The 25,008-nt window shown below is 73.0% G+C and carries 20 protein-coding genes; 4 read left to right on the forward strand and 16 right to left on the reverse strand.

Annotated elements, in window-relative coordinates; all coding sequences use genetic code 11:
• Positions 1-169: 169 nt before the first annotated feature.
• From HA073_RS11360 to ruvC, 7 genes are all read right to left on the reverse strand, one after another.
• Positions 170-736: an adenine phosphoribosyltransferase gene (locus HA073_RS11360; protein ID WP_043324974.1), complete on the reverse strand. Its 567-nt coding sequence runs from the start codon at positions 734-736 to the stop codon at positions 170-172.
• A 98-nt stretch (positions 737-834) separates the two neighbouring features.
• Positions 835-2,022 (reverse strand): protein translocase subunit SecF, encoded by a 1,188-nt coding sequence (gene secF / locus HA073_RS11365; protein ID WP_166456344.1) that lies wholly within the window; start codon positions 2,020-2,022, stop codon positions 835-837.
• A 1-nt stretch (position 2,023) separates the two neighbouring features.
• Complete coding sequence (gene secD / locus HA073_RS11370) at positions 2,024-3,925, reverse strand: protein translocase subunit SecD (protein WP_181373716.1); 1,902 nt, start codon at positions 3,923-3,925, stop codon at positions 2,024-2,026.
• 223 nt (positions 3,926-4,148) lie between these two features.
• Positions 4,149-4,493 (reverse strand): preprotein translocase subunit YajC, encoded by a 345-nt coding sequence (yajC, locus tag HA073_RS11375; RefSeq protein WP_036343450.1) that lies wholly within the window; start codon positions 4,491-4,493, stop codon positions 4,149-4,151.
• A gap of 140 nt (positions 4,494-4,633) precedes the next feature.
• Positions 4,634-5,698: a Holliday junction branch migration DNA helicase RuvB gene (gene ruvB / locus HA073_RS11380; protein ID WP_043324977.1), complete on the reverse strand. Its 1,065-nt coding sequence runs from the start codon at positions 5,696-5,698 to the stop codon at positions 4,634-4,636.
• On the reverse strand, positions 5,695-6,297 hold the full coding sequence (ruvA, locus tag HA073_RS11385; protein WP_166456345.1) for a Holliday junction branch migration protein RuvA: 603 nt from the start codon (positions 6,295-6,297) through the stop codon (positions 5,695-5,697). Before ruvA ends, ruvB begins: the two co-directional genes overlap by 4 nt.
• Entirely contained in the window at positions 6,294-6,821 is a 528-nt protein-coding gene (gene ruvC, locus HA073_RS11390) for a crossover junction endodeoxyribonuclease RuvC (protein ID WP_030502538.1), read from the reverse strand. Before ruvC ends, ruvA begins: the two co-directional genes overlap by 4 nt.
• A 184-nt stretch (positions 6,822-7,005) precedes the next feature.
• Here ruvC and HA073_RS11395 point away from each other — a divergent pair, with 184 nt between their 5' ends.
• Entirely contained in the window at positions 7,006-7,788 is a 783-nt protein-coding gene (locus HA073_RS11395; RefSeq protein WP_166456346.1) for a 3-hydroxybutyrate dehydrogenase, read from the forward strand.
• 14 nt (positions 7,789-7,802) lie between these two features.
• Positions 7,803-9,722 carry a helix-turn-helix domain-containing protein gene (locus HA073_RS11400; RefSeq protein ID WP_064448548.1) on the forward strand — a complete coding sequence of 640 codons (1,920 nt, stop codon included), beginning with the start codon at positions 7,803-7,805 and terminating at the stop codon, positions 9,720-9,722.
• Positions 9,723-9,746: 24 nt separating this feature from the next.
• Here the strand turns inward: HA073_RS11400 and HA073_RS11405 are convergent, their stop codons facing one another.
• The 6 genes from HA073_RS11405 to HA073_RS11430 form a co-directional block, all read right to left on the reverse strand.
• Complete coding sequence (locus HA073_RS11405) at positions 9,747-10,352, reverse strand: TetR/AcrR family transcriptional regulator (protein WP_030502541.1); 606 nt, start codon at positions 10,350-10,352, stop codon at positions 9,747-9,749.
• Between the two features lie 11 nt (positions 10,353-10,363).
• A complete protein-coding gene (locus HA073_RS11410; protein WP_064448531.1) occupies positions 10,364-11,932 on the reverse strand; it encodes an MFS transporter in 1,569 nt (522 codons plus the stop codon).
• Positions 11,933-12,065: 133 nt separating this feature from the next.
• Positions 12,066-12,701: a transcriptional regulator gene (locus HA073_RS11415; protein ID WP_223201133.1), complete on the reverse strand. Its 636-nt coding sequence runs from the start codon at positions 12,699-12,701 to the stop codon at positions 12,066-12,068.
• Positions 12,702-12,789: 88 nt separating this feature from the next.
• A complete protein-coding gene (locus tag HA073_RS11420) occupies positions 12,790-13,866 on the reverse strand; it encodes an alcohol dehydrogenase catalytic domain-containing protein (protein ID WP_281604750.1) in 1,077 nt (358 codons plus the stop codon).
• Positions 13,863-15,305 carry an aldehyde dehydrogenase family protein gene (locus HA073_RS11425; RefSeq protein WP_166456347.1) on the reverse strand — a complete coding sequence of 481 codons (1,443 nt, stop codon included), beginning with the start codon at positions 15,303-15,305 and terminating at the stop codon, positions 13,863-13,865. The genes HA073_RS11420 and HA073_RS11425 overlap by 4 nt, the downstream gene beginning before the upstream one ends.
• A gap of 48 nt (positions 15,306-15,353) precedes the next feature.
• The gene (locus HA073_RS11430) at positions 15,354-16,007 is read right to left on the reverse strand and encodes a TetR/AcrR family transcriptional regulator (RefSeq protein WP_043324983.1); all 654 of its coding nucleotides are present in this window, start codon (positions 16,005-16,007) and stop codon (positions 15,354-15,356) included.
• A gap of 87 nt (positions 16,008-16,094) precedes the next feature.
• Here HA073_RS11430 and HA073_RS11435 point away from each other — a divergent pair, with 87 nt between their 5' ends.
• Positions 16,095-17,267, forward strand: a complete 1,173-nt coding sequence (locus tag HA073_RS11435) for an acyl-CoA dehydrogenase family protein (protein WP_043324984.1) — start codon at positions 16,095-16,097, stop codon at positions 17,265-17,267.
• 47 nt (positions 17,268-17,314) lie between these two features.
• Here HA073_RS11435 and HA073_RS11440 read toward each other — a convergent pair whose 3' ends face one another.
• Both HA073_RS11440 and HA073_RS11445 read right to left on the reverse strand, forming a co-directional pair.
• Entirely contained in the window at positions 17,315-18,352 is a 1,038-nt protein-coding gene (locus HA073_RS11440) for an aminotransferase class V-fold PLP-dependent enzyme (RefSeq protein WP_069087659.1), read from the reverse strand.
• A gap of 392 nt (positions 18,353-18,744) precedes the next feature.
• Positions 18,745-19,659, reverse strand: a complete 915-nt coding sequence (locus tag HA073_RS11445; protein ID WP_240925688.1) for a DUF2268 domain-containing protein — start codon at positions 19,657-19,659, stop codon at positions 18,745-18,747.
• Positions 19,660-20,413: 754 nt separating this feature from the next.
• Between HA073_RS11445 and HA073_RS31245 the strand changes: the two genes are divergently transcribed.
• A complete protein-coding gene (locus HA073_RS31245) occupies positions 20,414-21,364 on the forward strand; it encodes an N-acetylmuramoyl-L-alanine amidase (RefSeq protein WP_375336232.1) in 951 nt (316 codons plus the stop codon).
• A gap of 25 nt (positions 21,365-21,389) precedes the next feature.
• Here HA073_RS31245 and dnaE read toward each other — a convergent pair whose 3' ends face one another.
• Positions 21,390-24,923 carry a DNA polymerase III subunit alpha gene (gene dnaE, locus HA073_RS11455; protein ID WP_064448535.1) on the reverse strand — a complete coding sequence of 1,178 codons (3,534 nt, stop codon included), beginning with the start codon at positions 24,921-24,923 and terminating at the stop codon, positions 21,390-21,392.
• Positions 24,924-25,008: the final 85 nt, after the last annotated feature.

The raw sequence follows: 25,008 nt of genomic DNA on the forward strand, positions 1-25,008 counted from the left end.
GGCCCGGGGGCCGGTGTTGTTCCGCGCGGTCACCGGGGCCGGGCCCCGGCGCCTTCGCCGCCCCGGACACCTCGGCCGGGTCGGGCAAAGCGCAATGCTACCCGTACGCAGGGTACGCCACCGCTCCCCCGGACGGTCGGCGCCGACCGGCCCGACGGCCGGGGCCGGGTCAAACGGTCAACAGGGCGTGGACCGGACGCGGCGCGAGCCGCTTGCGGCCTTCCAGGAAGCCCAGCTCCAGCAGCACGGTGAACCCGGTCACCGTGCCACCGGCCCGCTCCACCAGGTCCAGCGTCGCCTCGGCGGTGCCGCCGGTGGCGAGCACGTCGTCGAGCACCAGCACGCGGTGGCCGGCGGTGAAGGCGTCCTGGTGCACCTCCAGCGTCGCCTCGCCGTACTCCAGCGCGTAGGAGGCGGAGTGCGTCGCCCGGGGCAGCTTGCCGGCCTTGCGCACCGGCACCACGCCGACCCCGGTGGCGTACGCGACGGCCGCGGCGAGCACGAACCCACGCGCCTCGATGCCGGCGACGGCGTCGAACGAGTCGCGCCCGTGGTACGCGATGATGCCGTCGATCACCTCACGGAACGCCGTACCGTCGGCGAACAGCGGCATCAGGTCCTTGAACACGACACCCGGCTTGGGGAAGTCCGGCACGTCCAGCAACCGGCTGGCGACGAGCTGGGCGACCTCCGGGCCGCTGTCTCCGCGTACGCCCGTGGTGTGGGTCTCCGTCACAGTGCGTCCCATGTCCTCTCGAAACGACGACGGCGTCCGTCATGCCGTGAGTCCAGCATGACGGACGCCGTCGTCGCGACTACGTCCGGGCCCGTGGTTCAGCGGCGCTTGCCGCCGGGCCGGTTGCCACCACCGCCGGCGGGCCGCCCGCCGCGGGCGCCGCTGGGGCGCTTGCCGGCCGGGCGGGCGCCGACCTTGGGGGCGGCGCCGGCGAGCGCGGCGGCCTCCGGGTCGATCGGCTCGTCGGCGGCCGGGGCGGCACGCGAGGCGCCCTTCGGGGTGATCTCGCCCCGGGCCAGCGCGGCCCGGCGGGACAGCACCCGCTTGTTGTGCGCGCTGATCCGCGGGTCCATGTTCTTCAGCAGCACCAACAGCGGGGTGGCCAGCACGATCGAGGTCAGGAACGCCACCGCCATACCGACGAACAGCACCAGGCCGAGGTCCTTCAGCGTGCCCGCGCCGAGCAGGCCGGCGCCGATGAAGAGCAGGCCGCCGACCGGCAGCAGCGCCACCACCGAGGTGTTCAGCGACCGCATGAGGCTCTGGTTGAGCGCCAGGTTGGACGCCTCGCCGTAGGTGACGTTGTTGTTCGCGGTGATGCCGCGTGTGTTCTCCTGCACCTTGTCGAAGACCACCACCACGTCGTAGAGCGCGAAGCCCAGGATCGTGAGGAAGCCGATGATCGTCGACGGGGTGACCTCGAAGCCGACCAGCGAGTAGATGCCGGCGGTGAGGACCAGGTTGGTCAGCAGCGAGGTGATCGCCGCGACCGCCATCCGCCACTCGAAGCGCAGCACCAGGTAGATCGACACCACCGCGATGAAGATCAGCAGACCGAGGAAGGCGCGGGAGGTGACCTGGCTGCCCCACGCCTCGGAGACCTGGCTGCCGCTGATCTGGTCGGCCTGGATGCCGAACTCCTCCGCCATCGCGGCCTTGGCCGCGTTGGCCTGCTCGGCGCTGAGCTGCCCGGTGCGCATCTCGTAGAACTCGCCGCTGGTGCTGCCGACCTTCTGCGCGCTCACCACCTCGACGCCGGGCGCCTCGTCGGCCAGCACCTCGTCGACGGTCTGCTCGGCCCGGTCCAGCGTGCCGACGCTGGCCGGCACCTGGAACGTGTTGCCGCCGGCGAACTCGATGCCGAGCTTGAAGCCGCTGATCGCGAAGCTGAGCACCGCGATCAGGACGAGGACGCCCGCCACGCCGAACCACAGGTTGCGGCGGCCGACGATGTTGAGATCCGCCTCGCCCCGGTAGAGCCGGGCGGCCAGACCGTTCTTAGCCATCTCAGGCCTCCTTGACACGCGGGTTGCGGGCGGTGCCCGACTCGGCCGACCGGGCCGGCAGAGCCCGGCCCAGACCGCTGACCCGCGGCGACAGGAACGCCCGGGTGCGGGCGAACATCGTCATGATCGGGTGGCGGAAGAGGAACACGACGACCAGGTCGAGCACTGTCGCCAGGCCGAGCGCGAAGGCGAAGCCCTTCACCGCGCCGACCGACACGATGTAGAGCACCACCGCCGACATCAGCGTGATCGCGTTCGCCGAGATGATCGTCCGGCGGGCCCGGATCCAGGCGCGCGGCACCGCGCTGCGTGGGCTGCGGCCCTCCCGGATCTCGTCCTTCAATCGTTCGAAGTAGATGACGAACGAGTCCGCCGCGACGCCCAGTGAGACGATCATGCCGGCGATGCCGGCGAGCGTGAGCGTGAAGCCGATCGAACGGCCGAGCACCACGAGCGCGCCGAAGACCAGCAGCGCGGAGAGCACCAGGCTCAGGAAGATGACCGAGCCGAGCAGCCGGTAGTAGAAGAACGAGTAGATGATGACCAGCAGCATGCCGATGCCGGCGGCCAGCAGACCCGCCTTGAGGTGGCTGTCGCCGAGCGTGGCGGTGACGTTCTGCTGCTCCTGCGGCTCGAACGTGACCGGCAGCGCGCCGTAGCGGAGCTGGCTGGCGAGCGCGTTCGCGGTCTTGTTGTCGAAGCTGCCGGTGATCTGCGAGTCACCGGTCAGCACGCCCTGGATCTCCGGGGACGAGACGATCTCGTTGTCCAGGACCACGGCGACCCGGCACTTGCCGTCCTGGCCGAGCGCGGTCTGGTCGCAGGCCTGGCCCTCGTTGTTGAACGCCTCGCGGGTCAGCGCGGTCCACTTCTCCTGGCCCTTGCCGGTGAAGTTGAGGCTGACCACCCAGGAGCTGGTCTGGTCGAGCTGGGCGGAGGCGTTCTTGACGTCGGTGCCGAGCACCTTCGCCACGTCGAGCAGGTACTTCGCGCCGGACTCGCAGGCGACCGCCTTCTGCTTCTCGTCCTTGATCGAGGCGGCCGGGCGCTTGTCGAGCTGGGCGCAGGTGATGGTCGGGACGTTGAACTGCATCTCGACCGGCAGGACCGCGACCTCCTGCGGAGTGAGCGTGCCGAACGGCTTGAGCTTGTCGGCGAGCGTCGGGTCGGTGGTGAGGTCGGCCGGGGCCTGCAGGCCCGAGGCGGCGGCCCAGGCGGCCGCGCCGACCTTCTGCTCGACGGCCTTGCGCTGCTGCTCGATGCTCTGCGGCACCGGCTCGGCGCTGGCGCTGGGGGACGCGGCGCTCGGCGAGGCCGACGGGGTGGCCGAGGCGCTGGCGCTCGGGTTCGGGGCCATGCCGCCCTGTCCGCCGGCGCTCGGCGACCCGCTGACCTTGGGGCTCGTGGTCGCCTGCGGCGACGCGCTGCCCGACGGCGCCGGGCTGGCGGTCCCGGACGGAGCGACGCTCGGGGTCGGCGCGGGCGCGGCGGCGGCGCCGCTGCCGTCGGTGGCCTTGAGGACCTTGCGGAAGCGCAGCTCGGCGGCGCTGCCCACGTCGGTCAGGTCCCGGTTCTGGCCGGGCAGGGAGATGACGATGTTGCGGTTGCCCTCGGTGACCACCTCGGCCTCGGCCACGCCGTAGGCGTTGACCCGGCTCTCGATGATCTGGCGCGCCTCCTCGAGGTTGCCGGCGGTCGGCGGCTTGCCGTCCACGGTGTTTGTGGCCTCGAGCGTCAGCCGGGTGCCGCCGACGAGGTCCAGGCCGAGCCGGGGCTCCAGCCGGTCCTTCCAGCCACCGCTGGCGCCGCCCGAGAAGAACACCAAAAGATAGAGGACGACGAAGATGAGCCCGAGCACGGCGAGCTGCCGTCCGGGCCGCATCTGTCCCTGAGGTGGTGCCACGGCTGTCCTGTCTCCCTGTACGGTCGCGCCGCTTCCGCGGCGGCGACAACTGTCGGGCCGGGGGTGTCCGCCCGACTGCTCCGGCGGATCGGCACCGGCCGACGGCACGCCGACCGGGGCACGGCGCGGGGGCGCCGCACGGCCTGGCCGGGTGCCGGCGCCGGGCGCCGACCCCAACTATCCACTTGTACCGATGATTCCGCTGCCCCGTCCGGGGCGGCAGTCACTCCTTGACCGGCTCGGCTTCCTCGCTGATCGTCTCGGCAGCCGGCGCCTCGGCGCGCTTGATCACGCGGGCCACGGCGGGGCGGGCGTACCGGGTCTGCACCCCCGGGGCCACCTCCAGCAGGACGGTCTCGTCCTCGACCGCGGTGACAGTGCCGTGCAGGCCGCCGATGGTGACCACCTCGTCGCCCGGGGCCAGGGCGGACTGCATCTGCTCGGCCTCGCGGCGGCGCTTCTGCTGCGGTCGGATCATCATGAAGTACATGACGACGAAGAGCAGAGCGATCATCAGGATCGGCGTCAGACCGCCGGCTCCCCCGCCACTCGCTGCTGCGTAAAGCACGGTGTAGACCTTCCGGTTGGCCTCCGTCCCGGCGCCGGAGGGCGCCGCAGCGGAAGCGGATTCTCACGTCCTGTACAAACCGCGGCGAAGTCTAGTCCCTGCTCCTGAGAAGACCGAATGCGGCACAGATCACGAACGGATCACGGCTGGTCGGTCTGTACCGAGAAGAGATCGGGCCCCGAAGAGGTATCCGCACCAAATGTACCATTCGGCGGGTTGCGGCCCAGATGACGCCAAGCGGCCTCCGTCGCCACCCGCCCCCGCGGCGTACGCGCCAGCAGGCCGGCCCGCACCAGGAACGGCTCGCAGACCTCCTCGACCGTGTCCGGCTGCTCCCCCACCGCGACCGCCAGCGTGGACAGGCCCACCGGGCCGCCCCGGAACGAGTCGACGAGCGCGGTCAGCACCGCCCGGTCGAGCCGGTCCAGACCGAGCGCGTCCACGTCGTAGACGGTCAGCGCGGCCCGGGCGGTCTCCAGCGTGACCACCCCCTCGGCCCGCACCTCGGCGTAGTCGCGCACCCGGCGCAGCAGCCGGTTGGCGATACGCGGGGTGCCGCGGGACCGGCCGGCGATCTCGGCCGCGCCGTCAGCGGTGATCGGCACGCCGAGGATCCGGGCCGACCGGTGCAGCAGCGTCTCCAGGTCGGCCGGGGCGTAGAAGTCGAGGTGCGCGACGAAGCCGAAGCGGTCGCGCATCGGCCCGGTCAGCAGGCCGGACCGGGTGGTGGCGCCGACCAGCGTGAACGGCTCCACGTCGAGTGGGATGGCCGTCGCGCCCGGGCCCTTGCCGACCACCACGTCGACGCGGAAGTCCTCCATGGCGCTGTAGAGCAGTTCCTCGGCCGGCTTGGCGATCCGGTGGATCTCGTCGATGAACAGCACGTCGCCCTCGGCGAGGCTGGTCAGGATCGCGGCCAGGTCGCCGGAGCGCTCGATGGCCGGGCCGCTGGTCACCCGGATCCCCGCGCCCAGCTCGGCGGCGACGATGTTGGCCAGGCTGGTCTTGCCCAGGCCGGGCGGACCGGACAGCAGGATGTGGTCCGGCGGCGAGCCACGCCGCATCGCGCCCTGCAGCAGCAGGTCGAGCTGGTCCCGGACGCGGTCCTGGGCGATGAACTCGGCCAGCCGCTTCGGCCGGACGCTCGCCTCCGCGTCCCGCTCGGCGTCGTCGACGTACGCCGAGACCAGGTTCTCCCCGCTCATCGGGTCCGGCCCAGGAGGCGGATCGCCTGCTTGAGCAGGACCGGCACCGGCGGCGTCTCACCGTCCACGGTCTCCGCCACCGCGGCCACCGCCTGCTCGGCCTGGGCGGCCGTCCAGCCCAGCCCGACGAGGGCCTGGCGGACCTGCTCCGGCCAGGCGCCGGCGGTCACCCCGGCCGCGCCGTCGGCGCCCACCGGCACCGGGCCGATCCGGTCGCGCAGCTCCAGCACCAGCCGCTCGGCGCCCTTCTTGCCGATGCCCGGCACCCGGGTCAGCGCCGCGGTGTCGGCGTTGGCGATGGCCTTGCGGACCGCATCAGGCGTGTGCACGGCGAGCACCGCCTGGGCCAGCCGGGGACCGACCCCGCTGGCGGTCTGGAGCAGCTCGAACAGCTGCTTGGCGTCGTCGTCGGCGAAGCCGTAGAGGGTGAGCGAGTCCTCCCGGACGACCAGGCTGGTCGCCAGCCGGGCCGGCTGGCCCACGCGCAGCTCGGCGATCGTGCCGGGGGCGCACTGCACGGCCAGGCCGATGCCGCCCACCTCCACCACCACGTGATCCGGGCCGGTGGCGGTCACCGTGCCGCGTACGCTCGCGATCATCGCGTCCCTCCTCGTCGGGCCCGCTGCGCGGCCTCGGCCAGCTTGGACCGGGTGCCGCCGCGCCACACGTGACAGATGGCCAGCGCCAGCGCGTCGGCGGCGTCGGCCGGTTTCGGCGGCTCGGGCAGCCGCAGCAGCCGGGTGACCATCGCCGTCATCTGCGCCTTGTCGGCCTGGCCGGAGCCGGTCACCGCCGCCTTCACCTCGCTCGGCGTGTACGTCGTTACCGGCAACCCGGCCCGGGCCCCGGCGAGCACCGCGACGCCGCTGGCCTGCGCGGTGCCCATCACGGTGCGGACGTTGTGCTGGCTGAACACGCGCTCCACGGCGACCGCGTCCGGGCGGTGCTCGGCGACCAGGTCGGTGAGCGAGCGGTCCAGGTGCAGCAGGCGCAGCGGCAGGTCGTCGGCCGGGTCGGTGTAGACCACGTAGTAGGCCACGAGCGTGCAGGGGCGGCCCGGCACGCCCTCGACCACGCCGACCCCGCACCGGGTCAGCCCCGGGTCGACGCCCAGCACGCGCACGCCGCCTCCTCCCCGAGCCGCCAGCAGTACGTGTGTTCGACACACTCTACTGGTGCCCGCCGACGGCGGGTCGGCCGGACACGCCGGGCGCGGCCGGTGACGCGGCGCACCACACACCCGAGCGGTGGAGTATGTGTCGCCGCCCCATGTGCCAGGGGGCACCCGGCTCGTACGTTCATGCGCCATGACGGCAGAACCCGTGGTGGTCCCCCACGTCGTACACGTCGACCTGACCGGCCGTACCGCGCTGGTCACCGGCGGCGGCAGCGGCATCGGACGCGCCTGCGCCCTGCGCCTGGCGGCGGCCGGCGCGACAGTGGTGGTGCTAGACCGCGACGAGGCGGCGGCCGGGGCGGTGGCCGCCGAGGCCGGTGGCCGGGCGGTCGGGATCGACCTCGCCGACCCGGTGGCGGTGGACCGCCTCGACGTCGACGCCGACATCGTGGTCAACAACGCCGGCCTGCAGCACGTCTCGCCGGTGCAGGACTTCCCGGTCGAGCGCTTCGAGTACATCCAGCGGGTGATGGTCGAGGCGCCGTTCCTGCTCGTGCGCCGGGCGCTGCCCCGGATGTACGCGAACGGCTGGGGCCGGATCGTCAACATCTCCTCGGTGCACGGGCTGCGCGCCTCGCCGTTCAAGGCCGCGTACGTCTCGGCCAAGCACGCGCTGGAGGGCCTGTCCAAGGTGGTCGCGCTGGAGGGCGCCGCGCACGGCGTCACCGCCAACTGCATCAACCCGGCGTACGTGCGGACCGCGCTGGTGGAGAGCCAGATCGCCGACCAGGCGGCCACGCACGGCATCGGCGAGGACGAGGTGGTCGAGAAGATCATGCTGGCCCGGGCGGCGATCAAGCGGCTGATCGAGCCGGAGGAGGTGGCCGAGCTGCTGGCGTACCTGTGCTCCCCGCCGGCCGCGTTCCTCACCGGCGCCTCGATCGCCCTCGACGGGGGCTGGACGGCGAACTAGTGGCGCCACGCACAATGTCGGTCATGTCGTCGCCGGTCGAGTTCCTGGAGTTGCTGGCGCGCGAGGCCGCCGCGGTCGAGTTCGAGGGTCCGCTGGTGGCCGCGCGCGCCGCCGGGCTGCCCGCCGACCGGCTGGCCGAGCTGGAGCAGGCGAAGGTGGTGGCGCTGCGGGTACGGGCGCTGCTGGCCCGGCGGCGGCGCCGGGAGACCGAGCTGTCCGGCCTGTACGACACCGCGAGCGACCTGGCCGGGCTGCGCGACCTTGACGACGTGCTGCACGCGATCGTGCACCGGGCGCGGATCCTGCTCGGCACCGACGTGGCGTACATGACGCTCAACGACGAGGAGCGCGGCGACACGTACATGCGGGTGACCGACGGCTCGATCTCGGCCCGGTTCCAGCGGCTGCGGCTGGAGCTGGGCGACGGCCTGGGCGGCCTGGTGGCGCAGACCGGCACGCCGTACGTCACCTCGAACTACCAGGAGGACGAGCGGTTCCGGCACACCGGCGAGATCGACGGCGGGGTGGGCGAGGAGGGCCTGGTGGCCATCCTGGGCGTGCCGCTGCGGCTGGGCTCCAGCGTGATCGGCGTGCTGTACGCGGCGAACCGCTCGGCCCGGCCGTTCGCCCGGGAGGAGGTTTCGCTGCTGGTGTCGCTGGCGGCGCACGCGGCGGTGGCGATCGACACCGCGCGGCTGCTGGCCGAGACGCGGGCGGCGCTGGCCGAGCTGTCGGCGGCGAACAGCACGATCCGGGCGCACAGCAGCTCGGTGGAGCGTGCCGCCGCCGCGCACGACCGGATGACCGCGCTGGTGGTGCGCGGCGGCGGGATGGAGGACGTGGCCGCGGCGGTCACCGAGGTTCTCGGCGGCGCGCTGTTGGCGCTGGACTCCGAGGGCCGGCGGCTGGCCCGGGTCGGCGAGATCGAGGAGCCGGACCGGGCGGACATCGTGGAGGCGGTCGCCGCGTCGCGTACCGAGGGGCGCAGCGTGCGCCGGGGTCCGCTCTGGTACGCCGCGGTGGTGGCCGGCGCGGAGAACCTGGGCGCGCTGGTGCTGCGCCCGGACGACGAGCTGGTCGACGCCGACCAGCGCATCCTGGAGCGGGCCGCGCTGGTGACCGCGTTGCTGCTGCTGTTCCGCCGCACGGTGGCCGAGGCGGAGGGGCGCGTGCGCGGCGAGCTGCTGGACGACCTGATCGCCCGGCCGCTGCGCGACGCGGACGCGCTGCGGGCGCGGGCCCGCCGCATCGGGGTGGACCTGGACGCGCCGCACGTGCTGGTGGCGGTCGGCGACGACGCGTTCGCCGAGACCGGCTCGGCCCGGCAGCGGGTGCTGTCCTGGGCCACCACGTACGCCTCGACCCGGGGCGGCCTGGCGGCGGCGCGCGACGGGCGGGTGGTGCTGATGCTGCCGGGCCGGGACGCGGGCGGCGCGGCCCGGGCGGTGGCCCGGGACCTGTCGCGGGTGACCGGGCGGCCGGTGACGGCGGGGGCGAGCGGCCCCTCGACCGGGCCGGCGTCGCTCGCAGTCACGTTCGCCGAGGCGGAGCGCTGCCTGTCCGCGCTGGGCGCGCTGGGGCGGGCCGGGCAGGGGGCGAGCACCGCCGAGCTGGGCTTCGTCGGGCTGCTGCTGGGCGCGGTGGGCGACGCCGGGGACCGGGACGTGGCCGGATTCCTCACCGCGACAGTGGGTCCGGTGGTGGACTACGACGCCCGGCGGGGCACGGCGCTGGTGAAGACGCTGGAGGCGTACTTCGGGGTGGGCGGCAGCCTGGCCCGGGCCGCCGAGCAGCTGCACGTGCACGTGAACACGGTCACCCAGCGGCTGGAACGGGTCGGGCAGCTGCTCGGCGCGGACTGGCAGCGCCCGGATCGGGCGCTGGAGGTGCAGCTCGCGCTGCGCCTGCACCGGCTGCGCACGCCCACTCGCTGAGCGGCCGGGCACGGCGACCCGGTCTCAGCGGACGCGCAGGCCGTCCAGGACGGTGTCCACGATCCGCTCGGGCACCACCCGCTCGTCCCCGGCGTGCCAGTGCAGCATCCGCTGGGTGAGCATCGGCGCGGTGAGCAGCGCCATGGTCACCTCGATGTCGATGTCGGCGCGGAGTTCGCCGCGCTCGATCGCGCGGCGCAGCACCTCGCGCAACGCCTCGCGGCGCGGCTCGACGATCGCCTCGTACGCCTGCCGGTGGGCCGAGCTGCGGTTCACCTCGGGCACCAGGCACGGCATGATCTTGCGGGCCCGGGGGTCGGCGTGCTGGCCGACGGCGCCGACGAGCAGCACCAGGTCGTCGCGGACGGAACGGCCGGCGCAGTGCGGCGCGGGCCCCTTGAGCGTGCGCAGCGCGTCCAGCAGCAGCGCGTCCTTACCCGGCCAGCGGCGGTAGATGGTGGCCTTGCCGACTCCGGCGCGGGCCGCGATCGCCTCGATGCTCAGCGACTCGACGCTGTTGCCCTCGGCCAGCAGGTCGAGTGTGGCGTCCACGATCGCCTCGTCCGCGCGGGTGCTCCGCGGTCGTCCGGGCGACCGCGGAGCATCCGCCGTGGAAGTCATGTCAGACATTGTCCACGAACCTACGCGGCCCCGGCCAGCTCCCGGTCCGTGGCGGGGGTCGCACCACCGGCGGCGGCGACCGGCCGGCCGGGCATCCAGCGCAGCACGATGACGAGGCCGAGCGCGGCCACCACCGCCGAGACGCCGGCGGCCCAGTGCATGGCCGAGACGAAGGAGTCGTTCGCCGCGTCGATGAGTCGCGGCGCGGCCGGGCCGAGCCGGTCGGCGACCGCGTACGCCCCGGAGACCGACTCGCGGGCCGCGTCGCGTACCGGCGCGGGCAGGGCGGCCACCGCCGGGGCGACCTGGTCGCGGTAGACGGCGGAGAGCACCGAGCCGAGCACCGCCACGCCGAGCGCGCCGGCGACCTGCCGCACGGTGTTGCTGACCGCCGACCCGACACCGGCCTTCTCCCGGGGCAGCGACGACATGATCGACTCGGTGGCCGGGGGCATGATGTTGGCCATGCCGGCTCCCTGGAGGAAGCCGAGCGCCGAGAAGATCCAGATCGGGGTGTCCGCGTCGATGAAGACGAACGCGCCCAGCGCGGTGGCGGTGAGCAGCAGTCCGACCGCCGCCACCGACCGGCCGCCGTAGCGGCGGACCATCGCCGCGCTGCGCGGGGCGAAGATCAGCTGGGCCACCGCGAACGGCAGGAACAGCAGGCCGCTCTCCAGCGGGCTGTAGCCGCGGACGAGCTGCAGGTAGAACGCGCCGAAGAACATCACGCCCATGGCGGCGAAGAAGACCAGCCCGACCAGCGCCACCGGGGCGGCGAAGCGGGGCACCCGGAACAGCCGTACGTCCAGCGACGGGTGGTCGCTGCGCAGCTCGTGGGCGATGAACCAGCCGAGCACCGCGAGACCGCCCAGCACCGCTACCCACACCTGCGGCCGGTCGAAGCCGTGCTCGCCGCCGTCGATGATGCCGTACGTGAGCGCGACCAGGCCGACCACCGACAGCAGCACTCCGGGCACGTCGACCCGGCCGGGCTTCGGGTCGCGGGACTCCGGCACCAGGGCCGCGACCAGCACCACGCCGAGCGCCACCACCGGCACGTTGATCAGGAAGACCGAGCCCCACCAGAAGCGCTCCAGCAGCGCGCCGCCGAGCACCGGGCCGATCGCCACGCCGAGGCCGACCGCGCCGGCCCAGACGCCGATCGCCTTGGCCCGCTCGCGCGGGTCGAAGACGTTGGAGATGATCGAGAGCGTCACCGGCATGATGGCCGCGCCGCCGACGCCCATGAGCGCGCGGGCCGCGATGAGCTGGGCCGGGTCCTGCGCGTACGCGGACAGCAGCGAGGCCAGCCCGAACAGCGCCAGGCCCAGGACCAGGAAGCGGCGGCGGCCGAGCCGGTCACCGAGCACGCCGAAGGTGAACAGCAGCCCGGCGAAGACGAGCGTGTAGGAGTTGATCGCCCATTCCAGCTCGCCCTGGGTGGCGCCGAGGCCGTGCACCGGGTCGGCGAGGGTGCGCAGCGCGACGTTGAGGATGGTGTTGTCGAGGACGACCACGAGGAGGCTGATCACCAGCACCCCGAGGATCGCCCACCTCCTCGGGTGTCCGGTGTTCCCGTGTGGCTCCACTGCAGGTTCTCCCCCCGGCTCCCCCGCGTCGAAATACGATACGGGTCAGACTCGTAACGGTGACGAGCGTAGGCGCGAGGATTTCGATACGGAACCGGTTCGTATCGAATGTGTGCCAGGTCACTTCTCGGCGTCAGGCGGCGCTACGCAGGCAGGCCAGCGTGGCCTCGCCGAGCGTGGTGAGGCGCTGCGGCACGGCCGAGGTGGGCGGGAACGGCTCGATCCAACCCGGGCCGGCGGCGAGCACCCGTACCCCCGGCAGGTCCCGCCGCAGCCGGACCAGGCGGTACGCGCGGCCGGTCACCGGGGTCTGCGACCAGACCACCACCACCCGCGGACGGACCCGCGCCGCCGCGCTGGCCAGCGCCGACCAGGGCAGGGCCGGGCCGAGGTGCAGCGCGCCGCGCCCGCGCTCGCGCAGCGCCGCGGCGAGCGCGTGCAGCCCGAGGCAGTGCGTCTCGTGCTCGGCGCCGGCCAGCAGCACACCCTGGGCGGGCAGCGGCCGGGTCGGCTCGCGGCCGAACACGTCCAGCCCGACCCGCAGCCCCTCGGAGAGGGCGTGCTCCATCGCGATCTCGGCGGCGCTGTCGCCGCGCAGCGAGCCGAGCAGCGGCAGGCAGACCTGTTCCCAGGCGGGCACCACGCCGGCCTCGGCGGCCAGGTCGAGCAGCAGCCCGGCGACCTGGTTGTCGTCCAGGTCCTCGGCGGCGGCGGTCAGCCGTTTGCGGGCCGTCTCGGCGGCCCCGGCCGGCATGTTCTCGGTCAGCAACGGACGTACCCCCGGGTAGCTCTCCTACCCAGGGGTTCGCTCGCACCGGCCGATCCGGATGCGCCGACGGCGGATCCGGATCGGCCGGTCAGTCCGGGAAGGTCACCACCCAGCGGGCGCCCTCGCCACGGGCCAGCCGCTCCAGCGCATCGGGCGCCTCCGCCAGCGGCACCGTGCCGCTCACCAGCGGGCCGAGGTCGAGATCACCGGCGGCGAGCGCGGCGGCCAGCTCCGGCACCTCCCGGTCCGGGTCGGTCGAGCCGTACACCGAGGAGCGCAGCGTGCGGGCGGAGTGGAAGATGTCCAGCGCGGAGAGGCTGAGCATGTCGTCCTTGCCGCCCATGCCGACCACTGTGACCGCTCCCCCGCGCCGCGTCGCCCGCCAGGCGGCGCGGATGGTGGCGGACCGGCCGACGCACTCGAAGGCGTGGTCCACGCCGCGCCCGTCGGTGCGCGCCCGGATCTGCTTGCCCAGCGTGTCGTCGGAGCGCAGGAAGTCGGTGGCCCCGGCCGCGAGCGCCAGGTCCCGCTTCGCCTCCACCACGTCCACGGCGAGGATCGGCGACGCGCCGGCCCGCCGCGCGGCGGTCAGCACGGCCAGGCCCACCCCGCCGAGCCCGATCACCGCTACCGACTCGCCGGGCGCGACCCGCGCGGTGTTGCGGACCGCGCCGACGCCGGTGAGCACCGCGCAGCCCAGCACGGCGGCCTGCTCCGGCGGCAGCCCGGCCGGCACCGGTACGGCGGCGCGCTGCGGCACCACCACCTCCTCGGCGAGCGCGCCGAGCCCGAGCGTGACCGCGAGGGGCTCACCGGCGGCCGTCTCACCCCGGGGTGTCGACGGGTTGAGGTTGGCCGCGCAGAGCCACGGCTCACCGTGCCGGCAGTGCCAGCAGTCCCGGCAGGCCGGCGCCCAGTTGAGCACCACTGGCGTGCCGACCGCGATCGTCGTGTCCGGCCCGGCCTCGGCCACCACGCCGGTCGCCTCATGGCCCAGCACCAGCGGGTACGCGGGCGCCAGCGTGCCGTCCACCATGGCCAGGTCGGAGTGGCAGATGCCGGCGGCGCGGATGCGTACCCGCAGCTCGCCCGGGCCGGGGGCGGGCAGGCGTACCTCCTCGACCGCCGGGGTCTCGCCCCGGCCGCGTACCACCAGCGCCCTCACCGCTGGATCGCCTTCAGCTCGGTGAACTCCTCCACGCCGTACGCGCCCAGTTCCCGGCCCAGGCCGGACTGCTTGTAGCCGCCGAACGGGGCGAGCGGGTTGAACGCGCCGCCGTTGACGTCCACCTGACCGGTACGCATCCGCCGGGCCACCGCCAGCGCCGCGTCGGGGTCGGCGGACCAGACCGCGCCGGCCAGCCCGTACCGGGAGTTGTTGGCGATGGCGACCGCCTCGTCGGTGTCGGCGAACGGGATCACCGCGAGCACCGGGCCGAACACCTCCTCCTGGGCGAGCGCGCTGTCCGGGTGCACGTCGGCGAAGACGGTGGGCGCGACGAAGTGCCCCTGCGGCGGCAGCGGCGCGTCCGGTCCGCCGGCGACGAGCCGGGCGCCGTCGGCGAGCGCCCGGTCCACGTGGTCGCGTACCCGCCGGGCCTGCGCGGCGGAGGCGAGCGGGCCCAGCCGGGTGGCCGGGTCGAAGGGGTCGCCGAGCCGGTAGCCGGCCACCGCCGCCGCGACCAGGTCCAGGGCCTCGTCGTAGCGGTCGCGGTGTACGAGCATCCGGGTCCAGGCGGTGCAGGTCTGCCCGGAGTTGAGCAGCGCGTTGCCGACGCCGGCCTTGACCGCGGTGGGCAGGTCGGCGTCGGCCAGGACGATGTTCGCGGACTTGCCGCCGAGTTCCAGCGACACCCGGGCGATCCGCTCGGCGGCCAGGTGGGCGATGCGCCGGCCGGTGGCGGTGGAGCCGGTGAACGAGACCAGGTCGACGTCGGGGTGCGCGGCCAGCGCCTCGCCGACCACCGGGCCGGTGCCGGGCACCAGGTTCACCACGCCGGGCGGCAGGCCGGCGTCGGTGATCGCGTCGAACAGCAGGTACGCGGTGAGCGGCGTCAACTCGCTGGGCTTGAGCACCACTGTGCACCCGGCGGCGAGCGCGGGCGCGACCTTCGCGACCACCTGGTGCAGCGGGTAGTTCCACGGGGTGATCGCGCCGACCACGCCGACCGGCTCGCGGACGACGAGCGAGTTGCCGACCGTGTGCTCGGCGGCCGGGCGGGCGGCCAGGTCGACCATGCTCCGCAGCACTTTGAGCGGCAGCCCGGCCTGGACGCGGGTGGCGAGCTTGAGCGGGGTGCCCAGCTCGGTGGCCACGGTGCGGGCGATCTCGTCGGCGCGCGCGGCGAGCGCGGTGTGCAGCCGGTCCAGGTGCGCGGCCCGCTGCCCGGGGGCGGTGGCGGCCCAGCCGGGGAACGCGGCGCGGGCGGCGGCGACCGCGCGGTCCACGTCGGCCGGCGTACCGGCCGGCACCTCGCCGATGATGCTCGCGGTGGCCGGGTTCTCCACCGGGACGGTGTCGTCCGACGACGGGTCGGCCCAGTCACCGGCGATGTGCAGGTGGCGGCGCGTCAGCAGGGCGGGCGGGGCGGCGACGAGATCCATGGCGTCCTTCGGGGGCGGCGGTGGAAACTAGCGGTGGGAGTTTGGACGCTACTCCGGACCGCCGACCCGTTCCAGCGGGGCGACGGTGGCCGCGTACTCGGCGGCGAGGCCGTGCAGCAGCGCGTCCAGGCCGAGCGCGAACGCCCCCTCGTCCACGCTGCGCTGGTGGCCGGCGAGGCGGTGCGCCTGGTTGAGGTGCGGGTGCGCGGCGTAGAGCGAGGGGTCCTCGACGAAGCCGCGGGCGAACGAGCCGAGCGCGGACCCGGCCACGAAGTAGCGCATCGCGGCGCCGATGTGGGTGGCCCGCGCGGGCGGCCAGCCGGCCCGGACCAGCGCGCCGTAGACCGCGTCGGCCATGGCGAGCGCGGCCGGACGGCGGCCCGGCCCCTGCGCCAGGTACGGCACGATGTTCGGGTGCGCGGCCAGCGCGGCCCGGTACGAGCGCGCCCAGCGGCCGAGCGCGTCGAGCCACTCGTACTCGTCGAAGACGCCGATGTCCACGGTCGCCGCGACGCCGTCGGCCACCGCGTCGAGGATCTCCTCCTTGGTGGCGAAGTGGTTGTAGAGCGAGGGGCCGCGTACGCCCAGCGCGGCGGCGAGCCGCCGGGTGGAGAGCGCGTCCAGCCCGTCGGCGTCGATCAGCGCCAGCGCGGTCTCGACGATCCGGTCGCGGGTGAGCAGGGCCTGTCGGGGTCGGGGCACCTGATCATCATCCTCCTTTCGACATCGGGTCTGGACGCGGGAAAACTTCCAGCGCTAGTTTATAGCCAGTCGACCTGAGGGGGAACCGTGGACTTCGCACTGTCCGACGAGGAACGCGCGATCCGGGACACCGTTCGCACGTTCGTCACCCGCGAGGTGATGCCGCTGGAGGCGGAGGTGCTGCGCCGCGAGCGCGCCCACCAGCCCGGCCTCGACCGCTCCGAGCTGCGCGAACTGCAGCTCAAGGCGAAGAAGTTCGGCTTCTGGGGGCTGGCCACCCCGGAGGAGTACGGCGGCATGGCGCTGCCGGCGGTCATGCAGTCGCTGATCTGGACCGAGCTGGGCCGCACCTTCGTGCCGTTCCGGTTCGGCGGCGAAGCCGACAACATCCTGTTCCACGCCACCGAGGAGCAGAAGCGCGAGTTCCTCATCCCCACCATCGAGGGGGAACGGATCTCCTGCTTCGCCATCACCGAGCCCGGCGCGGGCTCCGACGCGGCGAACATCAAGCTGCGCGCCCGCCGCGACGGCGACGACTGGATCCTCGACGGCGAGAAGACGTTCATCACCAACGGCAACGACGCCGACTTCGCCATCGTGGTCGCCGTGACCGACCCGGAGAAGGGCGCCCGCCGCGGCGGCGCCACCGCCTTCCTGGTGGACCGCGCGATGGGCTGGCGCTCGGAGTTCATCCAGACCATGGGCGAGGGCGGCCCGGCCTCGCTGATCTTCGACGGCGTACGGGTGCCGCACCGCAACATCCTCGGCGAGATCGGGCAGGGCTTCACGCTCGGCATGGAGTGGATCGGCAAGGGCCGCTACACCATCCCGTCGCACGCCGTCGGCATCGCCGAACGAGTCCTCCAGATGGCGATCGACCACGCCAACACGCGGGAGACGTTCGGCGCGCCGATCGCCACCAACCAGGCCATCCAGTGGATGATCGCCGACTCGGAGACCGAGCTGGAGGCGGCCCGCTGGCTGATCCTGCGCTCGGCCTGGACGGTCGACCAGGGCCTCGACCCCCGGCACGCCTCCTCGATGGGCAAGCTCTACGGCGCCGGCATGGTCAACCGGGTGGTGGACCGCGCGCTGCAGATCCACGGCGGCATGGGCTACACCCGCGAGCTGCCGATCGAACGCTGGTACCGGCAGGTCCGGCTCTACCGGATCTTCGAGGGCACCGACGAGATGCAGCGGCTGATCATCTCCCGGGACCTGCTGCGCGGCTACACGAAGATCGGCGGCCACCTGGCCTGAGCGGCCTGAGCGGCCTGAGCGGCCTGGGCGGTCGCCGGGCGGAGCCGTCAGCCGGTCAGCGCCTCGACCGCCCGGTCCACGTCCTCCTCGGTCGTGTACAGGTGGAACGAGGCGCGGACCCGGCCCGCCCGGACCGCCGCGCGCACCCCGGCGCGGGCCAGCCGTTCCTGCGCGTCCGGCACGTCCACGGAGACGATCGCGCTGTCGCCGGGCGGGCGGCCCAGCCCGGTCAGGAACCGGTTGGCCAGCCCCACGTCGTACGCGCGCACCTCCTCCGGATCGAGGTCGGCGAGCAGCTCCAGCGCGGGCGCGGCTCCGACGTAGCACAGCCAGGACGGGGAGATGTCGAAGCGCCGGGCGTCGTCGGCCAGGCGCAGCGGCAGTCCGTAGTAGGAGGCGTGCGGGTCCTTGCCCGCGAACCACCCGGCCGCGTCCGGGCGAATCCGCTCGCGCAGCTCCGGCGCCAGGTAGGCGAAGGCCGCGCCGCGCGGCGCCATCAACCACTTGTACGCCCCGACCACCACCGCGTCCGCCCGGTCCGCGGCGAACGGCAGCCACCCGCACGCCTGCGTGGCGTCGACCACCACGACGGCGCCGTGCGCGCGGGCCGCCGCGACGATCTCGTCGTACGGGGCCACGACGCCGTCGGCGGACTGCACCACGCTGAACGCCACCAGGTCGGTGCCGGCGTCGATCGCGTCGACCAGGCCGGCCAGCGGCACGGTGCGGACCCGCACCCCGCGCTCCTGCTGGACGAGCCAGGGGAACAGGATCGAGGTGAACTCGCTCTCGGGCACCACCACAGTCGCACCCTCCGGCAGGCTCGCCGCGATCGGCGCGACCAGCTGCGACACGGCGGAACCGATGCTCACGTCGGCGGCGTCCACGCCGGTCAGCCGGGCGAACGCGGCCCGGGACCGGTCCACCGACTCGTCCCACACCTCGAACGACACCCGTCCGCCCCGCCAGTCGGCGAGCACCCGCTGCACGGCGTCCCACACCGGCTCGGGCGGCAGCCCGTAGGTGGCGGTGTTCAACCAGCCCGGTTCCGGCTGCCACAACTTCCGTGCCTGCTCCAGCTCCATGCCCCCGACGCTAACCACCCCCACCCCACCCCCGACACCACCAATCCCACCCCCGTGGCCCCCGCCCCGCCCACCCCCACGCCCGCCCCCGCGCGGCCCGCCCGGCCCGCCCGACCCCGGCGATCTTGCACTTTCGGCCCCGGCGAATCGGGGCAAACAGGCCATCGGTGGGGCCGAAGCTGCAAGATCGCGGCAGAACGAGGGCGTTGGGGGCGGCGAGATGTACAAAATCGCGCGGCGGAACGAGGGCGAGGGGCGGAACGTGCAAGATCACGGGGCCAGGCGGGAGCACCAACGCGCCAACTCCCCGTCTCGTCGATCATGAAGTTGGCGGCGACAAATCGGACGTCAGGTGCCGTCAACTTCATGATCGACGCGGTGGGGTGGGGAGGTCAGGGGGGTGGGGGGAGGTTGGGGAGTGCGGCAGTGAGCTCCTCGCGGACCCGGGGCAGGGGCCAGGTGACCAGGTCTCGCAGGGAGTGGTGGCGGCGCAGGTGTCGTACCACGGTCAGGCCGACCAGATAGCCGCACCGCTTGGGCAGGCCGCCGGCCAGCGGCGAGTCCCGCATCAGGAAGTACGGGGCGTGGTGCTCGACGTCGGTGGCGTCGAAGTCGGCGCGGACCCGGCGCAGGATCTCCGGCCACCGGCGGCAGCACTCGTCGAGCCACTGCCGGTGGCCGGGCCGGCCGAACCAGAGGTACTCCTCGTCCGGCCGCCCGGGGTCCAGCTCCGCCGTCACCTGGGTGGCGAGCCCTTCGGTGAACAGGGCGTTCGCCACCCCGTACTCGGGCCAGTCGCGGATCGCGGCGCCGCGGTCGTGCACCACGTGCGCGGCCTCGTGCCGTACCAGCAGGTCGAGATCCTCGGGCGGGCCGAGCTGTTCCACGGCGAGGAAGAGCGCGTACCTGCCGTTCAGCTCACCGGCCCAGCCGTTGGCCTGGTTGCGCCCGACCAGCACCACGCACTCGACCGGCCCGCCGTCGCCGGACCAGCCCAGCGCGCCGGCCACCGCCGCGACGCCGCCGGGCAGCAGCGCGCGTACCGTCTCGGCTCGTGCCGCCAGCTCGGTGGCGCGGCCGCGGAGCCCGTCCAGGGCGGCGGCCACGCCGGCTGCGTCGGACCAGCCGCCGTCGCGGCGCAGCGCCCGGACCACGTCCGGGTGCCCGGCCAGGTAGCGGGAGGTCCACGGCTCCGGCGGGCCGGACCGTTCGGCGCGGGCCAGGAAGTCGGGCACCAGGTCACGGACGAGCAGCAGGTCGGTGGGCGGCATCCGCACGATGCTGCCCGGCCGCGGCGCGGCGGGCAAGACCGCGACGGTACGGGGACAGCTCCGCGTCTGAAGGAAGTCTTCAGCAAACTGCCCTTCGACGCAAGGTATCGACATAGACGAACGTCACGCTATAAGGTGCGGCGAACCGGCGACTGGAGCCAGTCGCCCCATGCAGTCGACGAGGAGTGACGTGACAGTTCGGAGACCCTCGCGCCGGGTGAGCCACCTGCTCGGCGGCGCCGTGATCCTCATGATCGGCCTGACCGGCCAGCCGGCCCACGCCGCGCCTCAGCATGACGCGCAGCCGCTCGCCGCGGCCTTCGACCGGGCCGCCGCCGGCTCCGACGTGCCGCGCGACCTGCTCGCCGCGCTCGGGTACGCCGAGACTCGCCTGGACGGTCACGGCGGGCAGCCCAGCGCCTCCGGCGGATACGGCGTGATGCACCTGACCAGCAACCCGAAGGTACGGACGCTGGACGAGGCCGCACGCCGGACCCGGCTGGACCGGGCCGAGCTGCGTACCCGGGACGCGGCGAACGTGGCCGGCGCGGCGGCCGTGCTGCGCTCCTACGCCGACGAGGCCGGGCTGACCGCGGCGCAGCGCGACGACGTCAACCAGTGGTACGTCCCGATCGCCCGCTACGGCGGCTCGACGGACGCGGCCACCGCCCGGCTGTACGCGGACGCCGTGTACGACCTGCTCGCCCGGGGCTTCATCGCTACCACCGCCGGCGGCGAGGTCAGCGTGGACGGCCGTCCGGTCGCGCCGCAGCGGGGCCGGTACGCCGACGTGGCGCCGCTGGGCACCGGCGACTTCGGCACCCTGAGCACCGACTACGGCCCGGCCGCATGGGTGCCGGCCAACTCGTCCAACTACACGGTCTCCAGCCGCGAGTCGGCGTACCCGATCAACTACATCGTCATCCACACCATGCAGGGCAGCTACGCCGGCTCGATCAGCTGGTTCCAGAACGCCGCCGCCGGCACCAGCGCGCACTACCTGCTCCGCTCCTCCGACGGCGCGGTGACCCAGATGGTGCGGGACAAGGACATCGCCTGGCACGCCGGCAACTGGACCTACAACACCCAGTCGATCGGCATCGAGCACGAGGGGTACGTCGACAACGCCTCCTGGTACACCGACGCGATGTACCGGTCGTCGGCGGCGCTGACCCGCTTCCTGTGCGACAAGTACGGCATCCCGAAGACCCGCACCAACATCATCGGGCACAACCAGGTGCCGGGCGCCACGCACACCGACCCGGGGTCGAACTGGAACTGGACCTACTACATGCAGCTCGTCACCGGCGGCACCACTCCCCCGCCGACCGCCTGGTCGACGATCGTGGACAACACCACCGCCGGCCGGTTCACCGCGAGCGCCAACTGGGGCACCTCGACGTACTCGGCGCAGCGCTACGGTGCCGACTACCGGTACGCCAACCCCGTCGCGGCCAGCGACACCGCCTGGTACAAGGTGAACATCCCGGCGACGGCCACCTACCGGGTGGAGGTCTGGTATCCGGCCGTCGCCGGCTACAACACCTCCACGCCGTACATCGTCGCGACGACGAGCGGCAACCAGACGGTAGCGGTGAACCAGGGCGCCAACGGCGGTGCGTGGCGGTCACTGGGCACCTTCACCCTGGCCGCCGGTGACGCCAACAAGGTCGGTGTCAGCAGGTGGTCCGGCAGCACCGGGTACGTGATCGCCGACGCCATCCGCGTCACCCGCGTCTAGCCGGCACGTCCCCCGCTCGGCCCGGTCAGCTCACGTTGGCCGGGCCGAGCACGCTCTTCAGGTCACCCATCAACGCAGTGGTCGGCGCGACCCGGAACGGGCCGAGGCGCAGCGTGGTGACCTTGCCGCCGTTGAGCAGCTTGACGTGCACCTCGGTGTCGCCGGGATGCAGCACGAGCGTCTCCTTGAGCCGTTCCACCAGCGGCGGCGTGCAGCGGTGCACCGGGATGGTGAGCGTGACCGGCTTGTTCGCCGGGTTGCTGGTGACGTCCGGCATGGACATGTCCATCGCCATGATGCGCGGCGTGTCGTCGCGCCGGTCGACCCGGCCCTTGACCACCACGATCGCGTCCTCGGCGATGTACTGGCCGATCACCTCGTACGTGTTCGGGAAGAACAGCGTCTCCACGCCGCCGGCGAGGTCTTCGAGGGTGGCCGACGCCCAGGCCCGGCCCTGCTTGGTGACCCGGCGCTGCACGCCGGAGAGGATGCCGGCCAGGGTGACCACCGCGCCGTCGGGCACCGTGCCCTCCTCGGACAGCGCGGCGATGGTGGTGTCCGCGGCGGCGCCGAGCACGTGTTCCAGGCCGAACAGCGGGTGGTCGGAGACGTACAGGCCGAGCATCTCGCGCTCGAACGCGAGCTTGTCGCGCTTGTCCCACTCCCCCTCGCCGATGACCGGCATGACAGTGGTGGTGCCGCCGGTCTCGGACTCGCCGAAGCCGGCGCCGAACAGGTCGTACTGGCCGACCGCCTCCTTGCGCTTGACGTCGGCGTACGCGTCGATGGCGTCGGCGTGCACTGCGAGCAGGCCCTTGCGCGGGTGGCCGAGCGCGTCGAACGCCCCGGCCTTGATCAGCGATTCGATTGTCTTCTTGTTGCAGACCACGGCGTCGACCTTGGACAGGAAGTCGTAGAAGTCGGCGTAGTCGCCCTTCTCCTCGCGGCACCGCATGATCGAGGCGACCACGTTCGCGCCGACGTTGCGTACCGCGCCGAGACCGAAGCGGATCTCCTCGCCGACCGGGGTGAACGGCCCGGCCGAGGTGTTGACGTCCGGCGGCAGCACCTGGATGCGCATCCGGCGGCACTCGGACAGGTACATCGCCATCTTGTCCTTGTCGTCACCGACGGAGGTGAGCAGGGCGGCCATGTACTCGGCCGGGTAGTGCGCCTTGAGGTACGCGGTCCAGTAGGAGACCAGGCCGTACGCGGCGGAGTGGGCCTTGTTGAAGGCGTAGCCGGCGAACGGCACCAGCACGTCCCACACGGCCTGGATGGCCTCGTCGGAGTAGCCGCGCTCGCGGCAGCCGTCCCGGAACGGGATGAACTCCTTGTCCAGGATCTCCTTCTTCTTCTTGCCCATCGCCCGGCGCAGCAGGTCGGCCTGGCCGAGCGTGTAGCCGGCGAGGATCTGCGCGGCGCGCTGCACCTGCTCCTGGTAGACGATCAGGCCGTAGGTGGGCGCGAGGATCTCGCGCAGCGGCTCCTCCAGCTCCGGGTGGATCGGGGTGATCTCCTGGAGGCCGTTCTTGCGCAGCGCGTAGTTGGTGTGCGAGTCCACGCCCATCGGGCCGGGCCGGTAGAGCGCCAGGACGGCGGAGATGTCCTCGAAGTTGTCCGGCTTCATCAGCCGCAGCAGCGAGCGCATCGGCCCGCCGTCGAGCTGGAACACGCCGAGCGTGTCGCCGCGGGCCAGCAGCTCGTACGCCGGTTTGTCGTCCAGCGGCAGGCCGAGCAGGTCCAGCTCCCGGCCGTGGTTGAGCTGGATGTTCTTCACCGCGTCGTCGATGATCGTCAGGTTGCGCAGGCCGAGGAAGTCCATCTTCAGCAGCCCGAGCGACTCGCAGGTCGGGTAGTCGAACTGCGTGATGATGACGCCGTCGGAGTCGCGCCGCATGAGCGGGATGTGCTCGATGATCGGCTCGGCGGACATGATGACACCGGCGGCGTGCACACCTGTCTGCCGGATCAGGCCCTCGATGCCCTTGGCGGTCTCGATGACCTTCTTGACGTCCGGGTCGGACTCGTAGAGGCCACGGATCTCGCCCGCCTCGGCGTAGCGGGGGTGCTTCGGGTCGAAGATGCCGGACAGCGGGATGTCCTTGCCCATCACCGCCGGTGGCATGGCCTTGGTGATCCGGTCGCCGACCGCGTACGGGTAGCCGAGCACCCGGGCCGAGTCCTTGATCGCGGCCTTCGCCTTGATCGTGCCGAACGTGGCGATCTGCGCGACCTTGTCCTCGCCCCACTTGTCGGTCACGTACTTGATGACCTCACCGCGCCGGCGCTCGTCGAAGTCGATGTCGACATCGGGCATGGAGACGCGCTCGGGGTTGAGGAACCGCTCGAAGATCAGGCCGTGCGGGATCGGGTCGAGGTCGGTGATGCCGAGCGCGTACGCCACGAGCGAGCCGGCCGCCGAGCCACGCCCGGGGCCGACCGCGATGCCCTGGCTCTTGGCCCACTGGATGAAGTCGGCGACCACGAGGAAGTACGACGGGAAGCCCATCTGGATGATGACGCCCAGCTCGTACTCGGCCTGGACGACGTGGCCCTCGGGGATGCCGTTGGGGAAGCGGCGCTTCAGCCCGGCGAAGGTCTCCTTGCGGAACCAGGACTCCTCGGTCTCGCCCTCGGGGATCGGGAAGCGCGGCATCAGGTTGTGGAACGTGAACATGCCGGCCGGGTCGACCTTCTCGGCCACGAGCAGCGTGTTGCGGCAGCCCTGCTGCCACAGCTCGGAGGAGTCGACGGCGCGCATCTGGTCGGCGGACTTGACGAAGTAGCCGCCGCCCTCGAACCGGAACCGGTTGGGATCGGCCACGTTGCTGCCGGTCTGTACGCAGAGCAGCACGTCATGCGCCTCGGCCTGCGCCTCGTGCGTGTAGTGCGAGTCGTTCGTGACCACCGGCGGGATGTCGAGCTTGCGGGCGATCTCGGTGAGCCCGTCGCGGACGCGGCGCTCGATGTCGAGGCCGTGGTCCATGATCTCCAGGAAGTAGTTGTCCTTGCCGAAGATGTCCTGGTACGCGGCGGCGACCTTGAGCGCCTCGTCGAACTGGCCGAGCCGCAGCCGGGTCTGCACCGCGCCGGACGGGCAGCCGGTGGTGGCCATGATGCCCTGGGCGTGCTCGGCGATCAGCTCCATGTCCATCCGGGGCCACTTCACGTAGTGGCCCTCCATGGAGGCGCGGGAGTTGAGCTTGAACAGGTTGTGCAGGCCGTCGCGGTTGGCCGCCCACATGGTCATGTGGGTGATCGCGCCGTTGCCGGAGACGTCGTCGCTCTTCTGCTCGGGGCGCCCCCACTTGACCCGCGCCTTGTGGAAGCGCGACTCCGGCGCGACGTACGCCTCGACGCCGAGGATGGGCTTGACCCCGGCGTCCATGGCCTGCTTGTAGAAGTCGTTCGCGCCGTGCATGTTGCCGTGGTCGGTGATCGCCACCGCCGGCATGCCGAGCCGCGCCGCCTCGGCGAAGAGGTCCTTGAGCCGGGCCGCCCCGTCGAGCATCGAGTACTCGGTGTGTACGTGCAGATGCGCGAACGAATCGCCCATGCGTGGCGCCCCCCGGGTTGTGGATCAAGCTGCGTCGGAGTCGACCGACCCACCCTACCGAGGTGATCTCGCGGGCTCCACCGTC

The organism is Micromonospora sp. CMU55-4 (assembly GCF_011602315.1).
GTDB classification, from domain to species: Bacteria; Actinomycetota; Actinomycetes; order Mycobacteriales; family Micromonosporaceae; genus Micromonospora; species Micromonospora chalcea.

What these genes read in the sequence shown, in the direction of transcription:
- secF (WP_166456344.1), bottom strand. Translation starts at nt 2,022, where the DNA reads ATGGCTAAGAACGGTCTGGCCGCCCGGCTCTACCGGGGCGAGGCGGAT.
- ruvB (WP_043324977.1), bottom strand. Translation starts at nt 5,698, where the DNA reads ATGAGCGGGGAGAACCTGGTCTCGGCGTACGTCGACGACGCCGAGCGG.
- ruvA (WP_166456345.1), bottom strand. Translation starts at nt 6,297, where the DNA reads ATGATCGCGAGCGTACGCGGCACGGTGACCGCCACCGGCCCGGATCAC.
- HA073_RS11395 (WP_166456346.1), top strand. Translation starts at nt 7,006, where the DNA reads ATGACGGCAGAACCCGTGGTGGTCCCCCACGTCGTACACGTCGACCTG.
- HA073_RS11400 (WP_064448548.1), top strand. Translation starts at nt 7,803, where the DNA reads ATGTCGGTCATGTCGTCGCCGGTCGAGTTCCTGGAGTTGCTGGCGCGC.
- HA073_RS11405 (WP_030502541.1), bottom strand. Translation starts at nt 10,352, where the DNA reads ATGTCTGACATGACTTCCACGGCGGATGCTCCGCGGTCGCCCGGACGA.
- HA073_RS11425 (WP_166456347.1), bottom strand. Translation starts at nt 15,305, where the DNA reads ATGGATCTCGTCGCCGCCCCGCCCGCCCTGCTGACGCGCCGCCACCTG.
- HA073_RS11440 (WP_069087659.1), bottom strand. Translation starts at nt 18,352, where the DNA reads ATGGAGCTGGAGCAGGCACGGAAGTTGTGGCAGCCGGAACCGGGCTGG.
- dnaE (WP_064448535.1), bottom strand. Translation starts at nt 24,923, where the DNA reads ATGGGCGATTCGTTCGCGCATCTGCACGTACACACCGAGTACTCGATG.